At 63.6% G+C, this 16,591-nt stretch carries 14 protein-coding genes; 9 read left to right on the top strand and 5 right to left on the bottom strand.

Annotated features, from left to right (window positions below; genetic code table 11):
• The first annotated feature begins 376 nt into the window (after positions 1-376).
• Positions 377-712, top strand: a complete 336-nt coding sequence (locus APH44_RS17250; RefSeq protein ID WP_054893774.1) for a hypothetical protein — start codon at positions 377-379, stop codon at positions 710-712.
• Between the two features lie 85 nt (positions 713-797).
• On the opposite strand, the gene APH44_RS17245 is transcribed toward APH44_RS17250, so the two are convergent.
• From APH44_RS17245 to APH44_RS17230, 4 genes are all read right to left on the bottom strand, one after another.
• Positions 798-992: a hypothetical protein gene (locus tag APH44_RS17245; RefSeq protein WP_054893773.1), complete on the bottom strand. Its 195-nt coding sequence runs from the start codon at positions 990-992 to the stop codon at positions 798-800.
• 140 nt (positions 993-1,132) lie between these two features.
• The gene (locus APH44_RS17240; RefSeq protein ID WP_054893772.1) at positions 1,133-1,453 is read right to left on the bottom strand and encodes a YbjQ family protein; all 321 of its coding nucleotides are present in this window, start codon (positions 1,451-1,453) and stop codon (positions 1,133-1,135) included.
• Between the two features lie 61 nt (positions 1,454-1,514).
• Entirely contained in the window at positions 1,515-2,402 is an 888-nt protein-coding gene (locus tag APH44_RS17235) for an EamA family transporter (RefSeq protein WP_054893771.1), read from the bottom strand.
• A gap of 313 nt (positions 2,403-2,715) precedes the next feature.
• Positions 2,716-3,627 carry a LysR substrate-binding domain-containing protein gene (locus APH44_RS17230; RefSeq protein ID WP_054893770.1) on the bottom strand — a complete coding sequence of 304 codons (912 nt, stop codon included), beginning with the start codon at positions 3,625-3,627 and terminating at the stop codon, positions 2,716-2,718.
• A 96-nt stretch (positions 3,628-3,723) separates the two neighbouring features.
• Here APH44_RS17230 and APH44_RS17225 point away from each other — a divergent pair, with 96 nt between their 5' ends.
• The 7 genes from APH44_RS17225 (at position 3,724) to yghU (ending at position 12,586) form a co-directional block, all read left to right on the top strand.
• Positions 3,724-4,815 (top strand): tartrate dehydrogenase, encoded by a 1,092-nt coding sequence (locus APH44_RS17225; protein ID WP_054893769.1) that lies wholly within the window; start codon positions 3,724-3,726, stop codon positions 4,813-4,815.
• A gap of 288 nt (positions 4,816-5,103) precedes the next feature.
• Positions 5,104-6,702, top strand: a complete 1,599-nt coding sequence (locus tag APH44_RS17220; protein WP_054893768.1) for a BCCT family transporter — start codon at positions 5,104-5,106, stop codon at positions 6,700-6,702.
• A 145-nt stretch (positions 6,703-6,847) separates the two neighbouring features.
• Positions 6,848-7,969: an aromatic ring-hydroxylating dioxygenase subunit alpha gene (locus tag APH44_RS17215; protein WP_054893767.1), complete on the top strand. Its 1,122-nt coding sequence runs from the start codon at positions 6,848-6,850 to the stop codon at positions 7,967-7,969.
• 60 nt (positions 7,970-8,029) lie between these two features.
• Positions 8,030-9,004 carry a PDR/VanB family oxidoreductase gene (locus APH44_RS17210; protein WP_054893766.1) on the top strand — a complete coding sequence of 325 codons (975 nt, stop codon included), beginning with the start codon at positions 8,030-8,032 and terminating at the stop codon, positions 9,002-9,004.
• Positions 9,005-9,086: 82 nt separating this feature from the next.
• On the top strand, positions 9,087-10,142 hold the full coding sequence (locus tag APH44_RS17205) for a GlxA family transcriptional regulator (protein ID WP_054893777.1): 1,056 nt from the start codon (positions 9,087-9,089) through the stop codon (positions 10,140-10,142).
• Positions 10,143-10,374: 232 nt separating this feature from the next.
• The gene (locus APH44_RS17200; protein WP_054893765.1) at positions 10,375-11,577 is read left to right on the top strand and encodes an NAD(P)/FAD-dependent oxidoreductase; all 1,203 of its coding nucleotides are present in this window, start codon (positions 10,375-10,377) and stop codon (positions 11,575-11,577) included.
• Between the two features lie 169 nt (positions 11,578-11,746).
• On the top strand, positions 11,747-12,586 hold the full coding sequence (yghU, locus tag APH44_RS17195) for a glutathione-dependent disulfide-bond oxidoreductase (RefSeq protein ID WP_054893764.1): 840 nt from the start codon (positions 11,747-11,749) through the stop codon (positions 12,584-12,586).
• Positions 12,587-12,656: 70 nt separating this feature from the next.
• Here yghU and APH44_RS17190 read toward each other — a convergent pair whose 3' ends face one another.
• Positions 12,657-14,627, bottom strand: coding sequence for a choline BCCT transporter BetT (locus APH44_RS17190; RefSeq protein ID WP_054893763.1), 1,971 nt, complete (start codon positions 14,625-14,627; stop codon positions 12,657-12,659).
• Between the two features lie 251 nt (positions 14,628-14,878).
• Between APH44_RS17190 and APH44_RS17185 the strand changes: the two genes are divergently transcribed.
• Positions 14,879-16,582, top strand: a complete 1,704-nt coding sequence (locus APH44_RS17185; protein ID WP_054893762.1) for an amidase — start codon at positions 14,879-14,881, stop codon at positions 16,580-16,582.
• The last annotated feature ends 9 nt before the right edge of the window (positions 16,583-16,591 follow it).

Below are 16,591 nucleotides of genomic sequence, written 5' to 3'. Positions count from 1 at the left end.
TCTTTCGGCAGGCACCTACCAGCCCTCACACAATCGCATGCGAACTCCTTGAAACGGATGACCTCAAGTACACGCTATTCCCCTGAAAAAGCAGGATTGTCCGACAAGATGTAGTGAGCAAAAATTTTCACTACAAAACCATTGACGCCCTTCCCCAGCCTTGTGCATGATGAGGCCGTCTCCCTGATCGGGAGCGGTGGCAAGGGTATTCCAGACGGCCTGCGCGGTAACGCAGGCCGTTCGTGGAGAGGGAAACTGTCCAAAAGGCAGCGTGAGAAAGCCCCTGTTGCGATGCTGCTGTAGCAGCCTTGGTAGAGCGCTACACCGCTGTGGCGCCAACTGTGAAAATCACCAACGAATGGGTAATGGGGGCTTTATGATGAACTTGAACAACAATCCTACGATCGACCAATTGGCCCAGCTGTTCGCCGCGCGCAAGGACAGCCTCGACGACCACCTGCTGTGGGTCAGCCAGACCGGCGAGGTCCGCCTCGACCGCCTGCCGGCCAACACCGTCGAAGACGAATCCGACCTGCATATGCCCGACAGCATGTGCGCCCGTTTCAAGGTCTACCGCCGTGGCCAGGGCTACGTCGGCAAGAAGGCCGCCGCCGACACTCAGTTCGTCGAACGCGTGCTCATGACCCTGCAACAAGAATGGCCCGCTGCCCGTGAGCAGCAGGCCGTCAAGGTGATCGACCCACTCAACTGAGTTGTACACCGCTACTTGAGCCCGGCCCGCAAGGCCGGGCTTTTTCATGCCTGGCGCGGTCTCCCGCAATGGGATCAATGAGGCGTCAGGATGACTTCTTGGCTGGCACCCGTGGCGTGAAACGCCCTTTCTTGCTGCGCTGCAAATGGGCCGGCTGAAGCTGCTCGGATTCGTCGAGGGTCATGTTGGCAAAACCCAGGTGAAAGGCCGTCTGGCCGCAACGCACCTGGTTATTGATCGGGAATGCGTCGTTCAGGTCTTCGATATAGGACTCGCTCATGCCCTGTCTCCCTCCAAAGGCGTCCGCGTCGGCAAGCAACCTGCTTGCCCAGAGAAACACGGCCCGTAGAAATGAGACTAGTCGGTCATTTGCAGACCACTCGGACGAAAGTCCTTTGCCCGACCAATGGCACCTGGCCGCTATCTAAGGAGCACAGCCGTGCCGGTGGCGAACACCACGACCATTCCGCCCTGCACGGACGGCATGCTGATTTCGAAGTCCACGCCAACCACTGCATCGGCCTGCAAGCGACGTGCCCGCTCCAGCAGTTCCTCGGTGGCCTGCTCGCGCGCCTGGCGCAATGCGCTTTCCAGGGTTTGCGAGCGACCGCCGAAGAAGTCGCGCCAGCGTGCGAAGAAATCGCGCACGAAATTGACGCCCTGCACCGATTCGGCGCTGACCACGCCGAGGTACTCGGCGATCGGGCGACCTTCGAGCTGGCTGGTGGTGGAAATGATCATGGGCGCGGCTCCGTGGTTCTGGAAAACCCCAGATCCTAACAGAGCCTTGCACTGAACAACGCTAGTGCGCGCTGGCAGCTCGCAGGCGCTGGCTCAGGCGAGGCCCGAAGACATTGATCAGCAGCCCCAGCATCACCAGCAGCGCCCCCCAACCCTGCGCGGCGCTGAGGCGCTCGTCGAGCAGCCAGGCCGAAGAGCTGAGGCCAATCACCGGCACCAGCAGCGAAAATGGCGCGACCTTGCCGGCCGGGTGACGGGACAGCAGTGTGCTCCACAGGCTGTAGCCGAGCATGGTGGCGACCAGCGCCAGGTAGAGCAGCGCCAGCACCGAACTCATGCCGATGTTGGCCAGCGCATGACCGATGCGCTCCGGCCCCTCCAACCACCACGACAGCGCCAGGAACGGCAGCGGCGGAATCAACCCGCCCCAGATCACCAGGGCCACCAGATCCACCGAGCCGAAGCGACGGGTAATGATATTGCCCATGCCCCACATGGCGCCGGCGCACAGGGTCAACAGCAGCGCCACAAATGGCACATGGCTGCTGTCTTCGCTGCCGATCACCGCAAGGCCGCCGGCCGCCACCAGCAATCCGAGTACACTGGCCGGGCGCAAGCGCTCGCCCAGAAACAGCGCGGCGAAACCCAGGGTGAAGAACGCCTGCGACTGCAGCACCAGCGAAGCCAGACCCGGGGGCATGCCGCTGTACATGGCCTGGAACAGGAAGGCGAACTGCCCCAGCGAGATGGTCGCGCCATAGGCAATCAGCCAACGCCAGGGCAGGTTCGGACGCTTGATGAAGAGGATTGCCGGAAACGCCACCAGCATGAAACGCAAGGCACCGAGCAGCATGGGCGGAAGGCCGTCGAGCCCGACCTTGATGACCACGAAGTTGACGCCCCAGGCAATGATCACCACCAGAGCGATCAGCAGGTCCTTGACTGGCATTTCGGTGTTCCTTCTCTCAGGCTTTACTAGACATATTTCGTTACAGCATAAGGGTATTCCTTCGACAGTGACCAGCACAGTTGCGGCCCAGGGTTGCGCAACAGTCAGCTGTTTGCGCAAGGGTTGGGCGGTTTTGCAGCGGTCGTCTCGCGGCAAGTCGGAGCGCCTAATCGCTGCTTGTGTCCTGAAAGGTGCCGCGTAGCGGGTCCAGGATCTGTGCAGATACACAGAGTATCGGGCGCTTCTGCGCAGCCCTTTCGCAACATAAGGCCACTCCTACAGGGCCGATTGCCGTCGAGGGCAAAGACTGAAGTTACCCCGGCAATCGATACCGCTCGGCAAAATACTGCCGGAAGAACTCCACCGCGACCCGCACCTTGGCCGATCCGGCCAGGGGCGCGGTGTACACCGCCCAGATGTCCGCCGCCTGCTGGTAATCCTCCAGTACCTGTACCAAACGGCCATCGATCAGGTTGTCGTGCACATCCCACCACGAGCGCAGCAGGATTCCCCGCCCATCCAGGCACCACTGGTGCGCCACCTCGCCATGGTTGCTCGACAGCGGCCCGGTCACCCGCACGCTTTCTTCGCCACTGGGCCCCTCCAGGTGCCACAGGCCGAACGGATGATCGCGTTCCTTGATCACCAGGCAGTCGTGGCTGGCCAGCTCCGCCAAGGTGCGCGGTGTACCGTGCCGGGCCAGGTAGGCCGGCGCCGCGCAGAGCACCCGGCGATTGCGCGCCAGAGGCTTGGCAATCAGGTGCGGTGCGATGACGTTGCCCACGCGAATGTCCAGGTCGACACCTTCGGCGATCAGGTCCACCAGCCGATCGTGCACGTCCAGACGGATGTCCAGGCGCGGATAGCGCGCCGCCAGCTCCGACAGTGCTGGTGCCACGAAACGTCGCCCCAGCCCCAGGCTGCTGGCGATGCGCAGTTGCCCGACAGGCTCGCGCTGGCCGGCGTTGAGATCGTCGTCCATGCCCTGGAGCGCATTGAAGATCTGTTGTGCCCACTGATAGACCCGTTCGCCCTCCTCGCTCACCGTCACCCGTCGCGTGGTGCGATGCAGCAGGCGTACGCCCAGGCTTTCTTCGAGCAGCCGGATACGCTTGCTGACGAACGCCGGCGACATGCCGCGCTCGTCCGCCACTGCAGCAAAGCTGGCACGACGGGCCACGTGCAGGAAGATATCGAGGTCGTCGAGGTTCGGCAGATTATTCACGATACGTACACTAAGAATAAATGAATGGATGGATTATCTCTGAATCGCCTCCTTATAGCATGAGCCACATCTGTTCCCACACACGAGATGCACGTCATGACCAAGACCTTCAAAATCGCCGCCATCCCGGGTGACGGCATCGGCAACGAAGTCCTCCCCGAAGGCATCCGCGTGGTCGAGGCCGCGGCACGCAAGCACGGCCTGGACCTGCAATTCGAGTTCTTCGAATGGGCCAGCTGCGACTACTACCTGGCCCACGGCAAGATGATGCCCGATGACTGGTTCGAACAGCTCAAGGGCTTCGATGCGCTGTTCTTCGGTGCCGTCGGCTGGCCAGACAAGGTCCCCGACCACATCTCGCTGTGGGGCTCGCTGCTCAAGTTCCGCCGCGACTTCGATCAGTACGTCAACATCCGCCCGGTGCGCCTGTTCCCTGGCGTGCCCTGCCCACTGGCCAACAAGCAGCCGGGTGATATCGACTTCGTGGTGATCCGCGAGAACACCGAGGGTGAGTACTCCTCGCTCGGCGGACGCATGTTCGAAGGCACCGACAACGAATTCGTGTTGCAGGAATCGGTGTTCACACGCCGCGGCGTCGACCGCATCCTCAAGTACGCGTTCGAAGTCGCCCAGACCCGCGAGCGCAAGCACGTGACCTCGGCGACCAAGTCCAACGGCATGGCCGTGAGCATGCCCTACTGGGACGAGCGCACCGCCGCGATGGCCGCGCACTACCCCGAGATCAGCTGGGACAAGCAGCACATCGACATTCTCTGCGCACGCTTCGTGCTGCAGCCAGAACGTTTCGACGTGGTGGTGGCCTCCAACCTGTTCGGCGACATCCTCTCCGACCTGGGTCCGGCGTGCGCTGGCACCATCGGCATCGCGCCCTCGGCCAACCTCAACCCCGAACGCAAGTTCCCGTCGCTGTTCGAGCCGGTGCATGGGTCGGCGCCAGACATCTACGGCAAGAACATCGCCAACCCGATCGCGATGATCTGGTCCGGCGCGCTGATGCTCGAGTTCCTCGGCAAGGACGGCGACGACGCGCGCTACCAGGCCGCTCACGACGACATCCTCAAGGCCATCGAGACCGTGATCGCCAACGGCGACACCACCCGCGACATGGGCGGCAGCCGTTCCACTCAGGAGGTCGGCAAGGCCATCGCCGAACTGCTCGGCGCCTGACCAGCAGTATGGATATCCGTGAGAGCGGCGGGCCGCCGCTCTCATAGGGATAGAGCGGGCTTCGCGCGCTCACCGGAACTGCACCAGCCTCGCTTTGACCACATCGCCACAAAACCCGCCATCAGGATTGTCCGACGATCCTCTTGCGGCCCTCGACAAATCCATGCACACTTTTCGTTAACCAATGGATTTGTGTTAATCAATGGTTAACAGAGTAAAAAAGCCTCACCGATACGGACTTCCCCAACGCCTGACTCCTACTACAAGAAAAGCTCCAGGAGACAATTGATGTCCCCCGATAACAAAAAGATCGACGTGTTCCTGATTGCCATGAGCCTGCTTGCTGTACTGCTCACCGTGATCGGCCTCGCAGCCTTCCCTGTTCAGGCAGAAGGCATGGCCAACCAGCTGTTCGAACTGTCCACCCGTACCTTCGGCACCAGCGTTCAGGTGCTGGTGTTCGCCAGCACCCTCGCGGTGCTGTACATCGCCTTCAGCAAGTACGGCAACATCCGCCTGGGCAGTGGCAAACCCGAATATGCCACCACCACCTGGGTGTTCATGTTCATCTGCGCAGGCATGGGGTCCTCGACCCTGTACTGGGGCGTGATGGAATGGGCCTACTACTACCAGACACCCGGCCTGAACATCGCACCGATGTCCGCCCAGGCCCTGGAATACAGCGTCAGCTACTCGTTCTTCCACTGGGGCATCAGCGCCTGGTCGATCTACGCCTTGGCATCGCTGGCCCTGGCCTATCACTTCCACGTACGCAAGAAGAGCGGCTTGAACCTGGCCTCGATCATCGAAGCGGTGACCGGCTTCAAGGCCACCGGCCCCGTTGGCCGCGCAGTGGACCTGATCTTCCTGCTGACCATGATGGGCGCGCTGACCGTGTCGCTGGCATTGACCGCCTCGACCCTGACCCGCGGCCTGTCGGACCTGGTCGGCACCCCCAACACCTTCACCGTGCAACTGCTGGTGATCGGCGCGGTGGCGCTGCTGTTCTCGCTCAGCTCCTACATCGGTATCGATGGCGGCCTGCAGCGCCTGTCGAAGATGGTCTGCATCGGCGCCCTGGTGTTCGCCGGCGTGGTGCTGCTGGTCGGCCCGACCCAGTTCACCATCAACAACACGGCCAACGCCGTCGGCCTGATGTTCCAGCACTACGTGCACATGAGCCTGTTCACCGACCCGGCCGGCGACGGCGCCTTCACCCGCAACTGGACAGTGTTCTATTGGCTGTGGTGGGTATCCTATGCCCCAGGCGTTGCCATGTTCGTCGCCCGTGTATCGCGCGGCCGGCAGATCAAGGAAGTGGTGTTCGCCCTGCTGATGGGCGGCAGCTTCGGTTGCTGGTTCTTCTTCGGCGCGCTGGAAAGCTACAGCATGCACCAGTTCATCAACGGTCAGATCGACGTGCCGAAGATGCTCAGTGAACTGGGCGGCGAAGCGGCGGTAACCGACCTGCTGCTGGCGTTGCCGTGGGGCACGCTGTTCCTGGCCGCGTACCTGTTCATCATGGCCGTGTTCTGTGCCTCGCACATGGACGCCGCCGCTTACGCCGTGGCCGCCACCAGCACCCGCAACCTGCGTGAAGGCGAAGACCCGAGCCCGACCCTGCGCCTGTTCTGGTGTGTGGTGCTGACCCTGGTACCGCTGGCCATGCTGTTCGCCAAGGCCTCGCTGTCGACCATGAAGACCGCAGTGGTCCTGACCGCGATACCGTTCATGGTGATCCTGCTGGTGAAGATCTACGGATTCTTCAAATGGCTTGCCGCGGACTACGGCGACATGCCGGCCTACCGCATCGAGGAAGAAGCGGCACGCCTGGCCGGTGAGCAAGCGCCCGCGAAAGCACCGCGCAGCGCGGCGACGGTTCACTGATCGCCGGTGAGTATGTGGTGAGTGGGCGGGCCCTTCGCGGGCAAGCCCGCTCCTACGAAGATGCTCGACACGGGATCGAAAATTTTTTTGCCCTGATTGTTAACTGACAGATACGCGTCAACCAAAATAAAACCGAGAGACAGCCATGAACGATTTCAAACGCCTGCCCGCCGACTTCTGCATCAACCCTGAAGAGGCCTATACCCTCCCGGCCAACTTCTATACCAAGGCCTCGGTGTTCGAGCACGAAAAGGAAGCGATCTTTGCCCGCAGCTGGATCTGTGTCGGCCACGGTAGCGAGGTTGCCGAGAAGAATGCCTACATCACCCGCGAAGTGATCGGCGAAAGCATCATCGTCGTGCGTGGCCGCGACGATGTGCTGCGTGCCTTCTACAACGTCTGCCCGCACCGCGGCCATCAGTTGCTCGAAGGCAGCGGCAAGGCCAAGAACGTCATCACCTGCCCCTACCACGCCTGGACCTTCAAGCTCGACGGCGAACTGGCCCATGCGCGCAATTGCGAGAACGTGGTCAACTTCGACAAGCAGAACTCCACCCTGGTGCAACTGCGCGTTGAAGAATACGCAGGCTTCATCTTCATCAACATGGACAACGATGCAGGCTCCGTCGAAGACCAGCTTCCAGGCCTGCAGCAGCGCATGCGCGCGGCCTGCCCGGTGATTGACGACCTGCACCTGGCGGCGCGCTTCGTCAGCGACACCCCGGCCAACTGGAAATCCATCGTCGACAACTACCTGGAGTGCTACCACTGCGCCCCGGCCCATCCTGGTTTCTCCGCGTCGGTCGACGTCGGCCAGTACAGCCATAGCCTGCACGGCAACTGGACCCTGCAGTACGGGGTGGCGACACCTTCGGAGCAGTCGTTCACATTCGACGAATCGGTCAAGGATCCGTCCTTCGCCGGCTTCTGGGCCTGGCCGTGCACCATGTTCAACGTGCCGCCAGGGGCCGACTTCATGACCGTGATCTACGAGTTCCCGGTCGATGCCGAAACCACCCTGCAACACTACGACATCTACTTCCTCAACAAGGACATCAGCGAAGAGCAGCAAAAACTCATCGACTGGTACCGCGAAGTGTTCCGCCCAGAAGACTTGCGCCTGGTGGAAAGCGTGCAGAAGGGCCTGAAGTCCCGCGGCTACCGTGGCCAGGGCCGAATCATGGTCGACCAGCAGCGCAGCGGTGTCAGCGAGCACGGTATTGCCCACTTCCACAACCTGATCGCCGTCGCCCACCTGGACGACTGATTTCCCTGAAGTTCGTCCCGCGCCAGGGCCTGGCGCGGGGCTTTGCTGTCGAGGTACGCCATGGCCAAGCAATACGAGATGTTCAAGGTAAAGGTCACCGGCGTGGAGCAAGCCACCCCGCTGATCAAGCGCTTCACCCTGGCCCGCGCCGACGGCGCCGCCCTGCCGGCCTTCACCGGTGGCAGCCACGTCATCGTGCAGATGCAAGGTGCCGACGGGCGCCAGTTCAGCAATGCCTACTCATTGATGAGCGACCCGCGCGAACTGTCCAGCTACCAGATCGGCGTGCGCCTCGAGGAGCAGTCCAAGGGCGGCTCGGCGTTCATGCATCACCAGGTGGAGGTGGGCAGCGAACTGACCATCTCCAGCCCCAACAACCTGTTCGCCCTGGAGCCGGAGGCAGGTCGCCATGTGTTGATCGCCGGCGGCATCGGCATTACTCCGTTCCTGGCGCAACTGCACGAACTCGAAGGCGGCGCGACGCCCTACGAACTGCACTACGCCTTCCGCGCCCCCGAGCACGGCGCCTTCCAGGCCGACCTGGAAAATGGCCCGCATGCGCACAGCACACGGTTCTACATCGACAGCCTCGAGCGCAAGCTTGACCTGGCCGCCCTCTGCGCCAACCTGCCCGATGATGCGCATCTCTATGTCTGCGGCCCCAAGCCGCTGATCGACGCAGTGATCGCCAGCGCCGCAGCAGCTGGGATCGCCGAGTCACGCGTGCACTGGGAGCAGTTCGCCGCTGCCGCCCCTGCCGCCGGCAGCGCTTTCACCGTGGTGCTGGCGCGCTCGGGCACCGAACTTGAAGTCGAGCAAGGCATGACCATCCTCCAGGCCATCGAGAAGTCCAAGGCGGCCAAGGTCGAGTGCCTGTGCCGCGAAGGTGTGTGCGGCACCTGCGAGACGGCCATCCTCGAAGGCGAAGCCGAACATTTCGACCAGTACCTGAGCGATGAGGAAAAGGCCTCGCAGCAGACCATGATGCTGTGCGTGTCGCGCGCGCGCAGCGCACGGCTGGTGCTGGACCTGTAAGGCACGCCACCTGGCAGCTCGGCACCGCGGCCTCGCCCGCGGTGCAGTACCATGTAGACGTCCTTCCAGCGTCGACATGCTCATGACCCATCCCGCCAGCTTCCCGGATACCCCCCACGTCTGCCACGACCTGCCGCGTCGGGTGCTGTTCCTCGCCTACCCGCAAATGGGCCTGCTTGACCTGACGGGCGCACAGACCGTGTTCTGGGCGGCGAGCAAGGCCCGCAACGAACGAGGGCTGCCAGGCTATGAAGTGCGTACGGCAAGTCTTGGCGGCGGGCTGATCACCACAGCCGAGGGCCTGGCGGTGGCCAGCGAATGCCTGCAAGTCCTGCTCGACCAGGCCCTGGACACGCTGGTGGTGCCCGGTGCACCGCAGATGATCGGGCTGCTGCCCGACCAGGGCGAGTTGATCGAAGCCCTGCGACACGCCAGCCACAAGGCACGACGCACGGCATCGGTGTGCAGTGGCACCTTCCTGCTTGCCGCGGCCGGATTACTGCAGGGGCGTCGTGCCGCCACCCACTGGGCGATGTGCGACGACCTGCAGCGGCTATTCCCCGAGGTACAGGTCGATGCCGAGTCGATCTTCGTCGAACAGGAGCATTTGTGGACCTCGGCCGGCGTCAGCGCCGGCATCGACCTGGCACTGGCCCTCGTCGAAGCCGACTGTGGCCGAGAGGTCGCCATGCAGGTGGCACGGGAACTGGTGGTGTTCCTCAAGCGGCCCGGTGGCCAGACCCAGTTCAGCCAACTGCTCAAGGTCCAGGGTGAAGACAGCGCCGCCTTCGAAGCCTTGCACCTATGGATCAACGATAACCTGGGCGACCCGCGCCTGAGCGTGGAGCGCTTGGCGGACCAGGCGAACATGAGCCTGCGCAACTTCACCCGGGTGTACAAGCAAAAGACCGGTCGCACCCCGGCCAAGACCCTCGAGCTGTTTCGCGTGGAAGCCGCGCGCCGCCTGCTGGAGTCCTCCGCGCAGCGTATCGAGCAGATCGCACGCCTGTGCGGCTTCGGTAACGAAGAACGCCTGCGCCTGGCTTTTCAGCGCCACCTGCAGGTCAGCCCACGCGACTATCGCGCCCGTTTCGCCCGTAGCGTGCCACTGGCCGAAATCCAGGGATCTTTGACCTAGGGCCGCCCCGGCAGCGCACGTAGCATCGCCGTGACAGATCGAGCCTTGCGGCTACGCCTGTCGGGCCACGGCCGTGCGACGCCAGCAAGCCTCATCATCGACTTCGGCCAGTCAGGCGAACCGCACTGCGCCGCCAACCGTTCGAGCGACCCTTCCTGCGTCATCGCATGCCGTGCCCGTTACCGACAACACCCATAATTTGCGGTATCCGGAATTTTCCAGGAGCACAACGATGAAACAGATCCTGATCCTCGGCGCAGGCTTCGCCGGCCTCTGGAGCGCCCTAGGCGCTGCGCGCCAGCTCGACCTGCACGCACGCGACGACGTCCAGATCACGGTGCTCGCACCACAGGCCGAGCTGCACATCCGCCCACGCTTCTACGAGCCTGACGTTCACCAGATGGCTGCCCCGTTGCAAGCGCTGTTCGACGCAGTAAACGTGCGCTTCGTACAAGGTACGGCCTACCACATCGACGAGGCAGGCCAGCGCGTCGGCTATCGCAGCGCAGATGGCAGCGAGGCGACCCTGGCCTACGACCGGCTGATCATGGCGTGCGGCAGCATCCTCAATCGTCCGGCGCTTGCGGGCATCGAGCGGGTATTCGATGTCGACAAGATCGACAGCGCCACACGCCTGGAAGAGCATCTCAAGTCGTTGCCGGCCCAACCCGATACACCGGCGCGCAATACCGTGGTGGTTGCCGGGGGCGGTTTTACCGGTATCGAGACGGCCACTGAACTCCCCGCGCGGCTGCGCAAGATCCTCGGCGACCCGGTCAAGCATCGTGTGGTGGTGGTCGATCGCGGTGCACGGATCGGTGCTGCGCTGGGCGACGGCATCAGCCCGGCGATCGTCCAGGCATCGCAAGCGTTGGGCGTGGAGTGGATCTGCGGCGCATCAGTAGCCGCAGTGGACGCCGCCGGCGTCACGCTGGACAACGGGCAGCGCATCGATGCCAATACCGTGATCTGGACCGTCGGCTTCGTGGCCAACCCACTTACCGCACAGGTCAGCGGCGAGCGCGACCGCCAGGGCCGTCTGCATGTGGACGGCACCCTCAAGGTCAAGGGCAATGCGGCGGTCTACGCGGCAGGTGACGTCGCCTATGCCGCCTGCGACGAGGTGGGCAATTTCGCGGTGATGTCGTGCCAGCACGCCATCCCGCTGGGTCGCTACGCCGGCAACAACGCCGCCGCCGAGTTGATCGGCGTGGCGCCGATGACCTACAGCCAGCCCAAGTACGTGACCTGCCTGGACCTCGGTGCCTGGGGTGCGGTGTACACCGAAGGCTGGGACCGCAAGGTCAGCCCGCCGGAAGACAAGCACGAGGCCAAGGCACTCAAGAGCCAGATCAACAGCATCTGGATCTACCCACCTGCGGCCGAACGCGCTGCGGCCCTTGCCGCAGCCGACCCCTTGATCCCCGTGGCCTGATGCAGACCGCTGCGCGTCTGCAAGCCCCCGGCAGACGCGCAGCGGTTATAACCCCTGCGCAATACTTCACTTCCCTTGAGCACTTCTCCTGCCCTAGTCTTGGCCAATCGCACCCTGATCGCACAAGGCGATCGCAATGGGATCGAAGACCATCAGGAGATTTCATCGGATGAGCAGCAGCCCCTACGTCCCACCGAAGGTCTGGAAGAACGACGCCGCAGCAGGCGGCCAGTTCGCCAGCATCAACCGCCCGATCGCCGGCCCCACCCACGACAAGGACCTGCCCGTCGGCAAGCATCCCCTGCAACTCTATTCGCTGGCCACGCCCAACGGCGTCAAGGTCACGGTCCTGCTCGAAGAGCTGCTGGCCCTGGGGCACAGCGGCGCTGAATACGACGCCTGGCTGATCCGCATTGGTGATGGCGACCAGTTCTCCAGCGGCTTCGTCGAGGTCAATCCGAACTCCAAGATACCGGCCCTGCTCGACCGCAGCGTCGAGCCGCCGGTGCGGGTGTTCGAGTCCGGTTCGATCCTGCTGCACCTGGCGGAAAAGTTCGGTGCCTTCCTGCCGAAAGACCCAGCCGCCCGCGTCGAAAGCCTGAACTGGCTGTTCTGGCAGATGGGCTCGGCGCCTTACCTGGGCGGTGGTTTCGGCCACTTCTACGTGTATGCGCCGGAAAAGATCGAGTACGCCATCAACCGCTTCACCATGGAAGCCAAGCGTCAGCTCGACGTGCTCGAACGACGCCTGGCGGTGAGCCGTTACCTGGGTGGCGACGAGTACAGCATCGCCGACATCGCCGTATGGCCGTGGTACGGGCAGCTGGTGCGTGGCAACCTGTACGGCGCGGCCGAATTCCTGGCGGTGGACGAATATCCGCACGTGCAGCGCTGGGCCGAAGAAATCGCCCTGCGCCCGGCCGTGCAGCGCGGCACCCGGGTCAACCGCACCTGGGGTGACGAGCAAAGCCAGGTGCCGGAGCGGCACTCGGCGGCAGACCTGCGGTAACGGCTCTACCCGCGAACACCGGCCATCGTGATGGCCTTTTCGCGGGTAAACCCGCTCCCACAGGTAGGCGTCAACGCACCAGGTGCAGGAAGTGCAGGTGCCGTTCGAAGTGATCGAGAATGTCGCCGATCACTTCGTCCTTCGACCAGCCCATCACATCGTGGTCCTGCCCGCCCTCACGCAAGTGCACTTCGGCACGGAAGTACTTGCGCTCCTCCCCGGCGGCATCGCTCAGGACGAAGCTGGGCATGGCATAGGCGCGTGGGCGAATCTCGTAGACGAACACCTCATCGCTCGGCCCGACCTTGAGCGTCACTCGGCCAGCCTCGCCTTCCTCGACACTGCATTCATAACCCTGGCGACGCCACTCCTCGGCCACCGATTGGCAGGCCGGCAGCGCTACGTCAGCGATGAAGCGCTGCACATGTGAACGACGCGGGAACATCGCCAGGGTGCGCAGACGTCGCTGCCAGTTGCCCGCCGCCCGCGAAGCGGTCGGGGAAATCGCCAGCGCCTGGTAGCGCAGGTCACGCTTGGTGGCGTCGAGCTTGAGCGCCTTGAGCAGCCCGCGCATGCTCAGCAGCAACGCCAGGGTAAACGGCAGCGCACTGGCGATGGTCGCGGTCTGCAGCGCCTTGAGGCCGTCGGCCAGCAGCAGTGCGATGGCGACGATACCCATGCTTGAGGCCCAGAAGATCCTCTGGCGGATCGGTGTGCCCTCCTTGCCGCCGGAGGCCAGCATGTCCACCACCATCGCGCCGGTATCGGCCGAGGTGACGAAGAACACCACCACCATGACCACCGCCAGGGTGCTGATGATGCTGGCGAAGGGGAAATGCTCGAGGAAGGCGAACAGTGCAAGCGACGTATCCTGCTCCACCGCCGCGGCCAGGTCGGTCAACCCCTCGTCAAGGATCATGTGGATCGCTGTGTTGCCGAACACCGTCATCCACAGCAGGGTAAACGCAGTCGGCACCAGCAGCACGCCGGTCACGAATTCACGGATGGTGCGCCCGCGCGAGATGCGCGCGATGAACAGCCCGACAAAGGGCGACCAGGCCAGCCACCAGCCCCAGTAGAACAGGGTCCAGCCACCGATCCAGTCGGTGGGCTGATAGGCGTAGAGGTTGAGCGTGCGACTGACGATCTCGCTCAGGTAGCCACCCGTGTTCTGTACGAAGGTCTGCAGGATCAGCACGGTCGGCCCCAGCAGCATCACCATCAGCAACAGCAGCACCGCCAGGCCCAGGTTTAGCTCGGACAACCGCCGAATGCCCTTGTCCAGCCCGGACATCACCGACAGCGTGGCCAGGAACGTGGTACCGATGATCAGCGCGATCTGCACCGGGATGGATACCGGCACACCAAACAGGGCGTTGAGCCCGGTATTGATCTGCGACACGCCAAAGCCCAGCGAAGTGGCGACGCCGAACACCGTGCCGATGATCGCAAAGATGTCGACCGCATGCCCCAGTGGCCCGTGGATGCGCTCGCCGATCAGCGGGTAGAGTGCCGAACGCAGGGTCAGCGGCAAGCCATGGCGATAGCTGAAATAGGCCAGGATCAACGCGACGATGGCGTAGATCGCCCAGGCATGCAGCCCCCAGTGGAAGAAGGTGATACGCATTGCCTCGCCCGCCGCCAGCACCGTGCCGCCCTCACCCAGCGGTGGCTTGAGGAAGTGCATCACAGGCTCCGCGACACCGAAGAACATCAGGCCGATGCCCATGCCGGCGGAGAACAGCATGGCGAACCAGGTGGCATTGTTGTAGTCGGGGGTGCTGTGGTCGGGGCCGAGCTTGATATCGCCGTAGCGACTGATGCCCAGAAACACCACAGTGCCGAGAATCAGCGCCACACCGAGAATGTAGAACCAGCTGACATTGACGATGATCCAGCCCTGGATATGTGCGAACAACGCCTGTGCATGGGCCTGGAACACGCTGGCGTACAGCACCAGAATCAGCAGCAGGACCGCGGAAATCCAGAAAACCGGTGGGTTGATGGTGGGCTTGCGAGGTTGTTCGGGCGGACTTGCCATGTACGGGTAATCTCCATCAGGGCGCTTCATGCGCACGGTTAGCTACGACAAACGGTAGACGCTGATGGTTTTGCCCGTCGTGACATATCGGATGTTTCTGAATTTTTCAAAGCGCGCCCTCCTGAGCACACGCCCTCCTGCCCGCACATGCCGTGCTGCAAACAGGTTTTTCCCTGGTGCAAACCTGCGCCCGCGCAGGGCTTCTTGTACACTCGCCTGCATAAAATCCACCTGTACATTTTGGTGACAGCATGATCGAGGTAACCGAGGTTTCCATTGCCGAGCTGCGCAACGCGCTCGAGTCCGGCCGCACGACGGCGGTCGAACTGGTCAAGGCCTACCTGGCCCGTATCGACGCTTACGATGGAGCCGACACCGCCACCGCGCTGAACGCCGTCGTGGTGCGCAACCCCGAAGCGCTCAGGGAGGCCGAGGCCTCCGACGCCCGCCGCGCCGCCGGCACCACGCTTGGCCCGCTGGACGGCATCCCCTACACCGCCAAGGACAGCTACCTGGTCAAGGGCCTGACCGCCGCCTCCGGCAGCCCGGCGTTCGAGCATCTGGTCGCCCAGCGCGACGCGTTCACCGTCGAGCGCCTGCGCGCTGCAGGCGCGATCTGCCTGGGCAAGACCAACATGCCGCCCATGGCCAACGGCGGCATGCAGCGCGGCGTCTACGGCCGCGCCGAAAGCCCGTACAACGCGGCTTACCTCACCGCGCCCTTCGCCTCTGGCTCCTCCAACGGCGCCGGTACCGCCACGGCGGCCAGCTACAGCGCCTTCGGCCTGGCCGAAGAAACCTGGTCGAGCGGTCGCGGGCCGGCGTCGAACAACGGCCTGTGCGCCTACACCCCATCGCGTGGGGTGATCTCGGTGCGCGGCAACTGGCCGCTCACGCCAACCATGGATGTGGTCGTGCCTTACGCACGGACCATGGCCGATCTGCTGGAAATTCTCGACGTGGTGGTGGCCGACGACGCCGACACCCGTGGCGACCTTTGGCGCATGCAACCCTGGGTGCCAATCCCGGCAGCCTCGAGCGTGCGCCCCGCCAGTTACCTCGACCTGGCCGTCGGCGCCGGCGCGCTCAAAGGCAAGCGCTTTGCCGTACCGCGCATGTACATCAATGCCGACGCCGAGGCCGGCACGTCGGAAAAACCCGGCATTGGTGGCCCGACTGGCCAGCGCATCAACACCCGCGCCAGCGTCATCGACCTCTGGGAGCAAGCCCGCAAAGCGCTGGAGGCGGCAGGCGCCGAAGTGGTCGAAACCGACTTCCCGTTGGTCTCCAACTGCGAGGGTGATCGTCCGGGAGCGCCGACCGTGTACAACCGCGGTATCGTCAGCAAGGAATTCCTGCACGACGAGCTGTGGGAACTGTCCGGCTGGGCCTTCGACGATTTCCTGCGCGCCAACAACGACCCCAAGCTGAACCGTCTGGCTGACGTCGACGGGCCGAAGATCTTCCCGCACGATCCGGGCACCCTGCCCAACCGCGAGGACGACCTGGCGGCCGGCATGGACGAATACGTCAACATGGCCAAGCGTGGCCTCAAGTCCTGGGACCAGATCGCTACCGTCCCGGACGGCCTGCGCGGCCTGGAGCAAACGCGCAAGATGGACCTGGAAGACTGGATGGACGAGCACAAACTGGACGCGGTGCTGTTTCCCACCGTCGCCGATGTCGGCCCGGCTGATGCCGATATCAACCCAGCCTCGGCAGACATCGCCTGGAGCAACGGGATCTGGGTCGCCAATGGCAACCTGGCAATCCGTCATCTGGGTGTGCCGACAGTGACCGTACCGATGGGCGTGATGGCCGACATCGGTATGCCAGTGGGCCTGACCTTCGCTGGCCGGGCCTATGACGACAATGCCCTGCTGCGCTTTGCCGCAGGTTTCGAAGCCACCGGCTCGCGCCGGGTGATTCCACCGCGCACGCCACCACTGGGCTAAAGTCCGAAC

It is taken from the genome of Pseudomonas sp. NBRC 111143, assembly GCF_001320965.1.
Classification (GTDB): Bacteria; Pseudomonadota; Gammaproteobacteria; order Pseudomonadales; family Pseudomonadaceae; genus Aquipseudomonas; species Aquipseudomonas machongensis.
The sequence above is the reverse complement of the archived record's forward strand: the minus strand, read 5'-3'. Positions and strand labels throughout refer to the sequence as shown.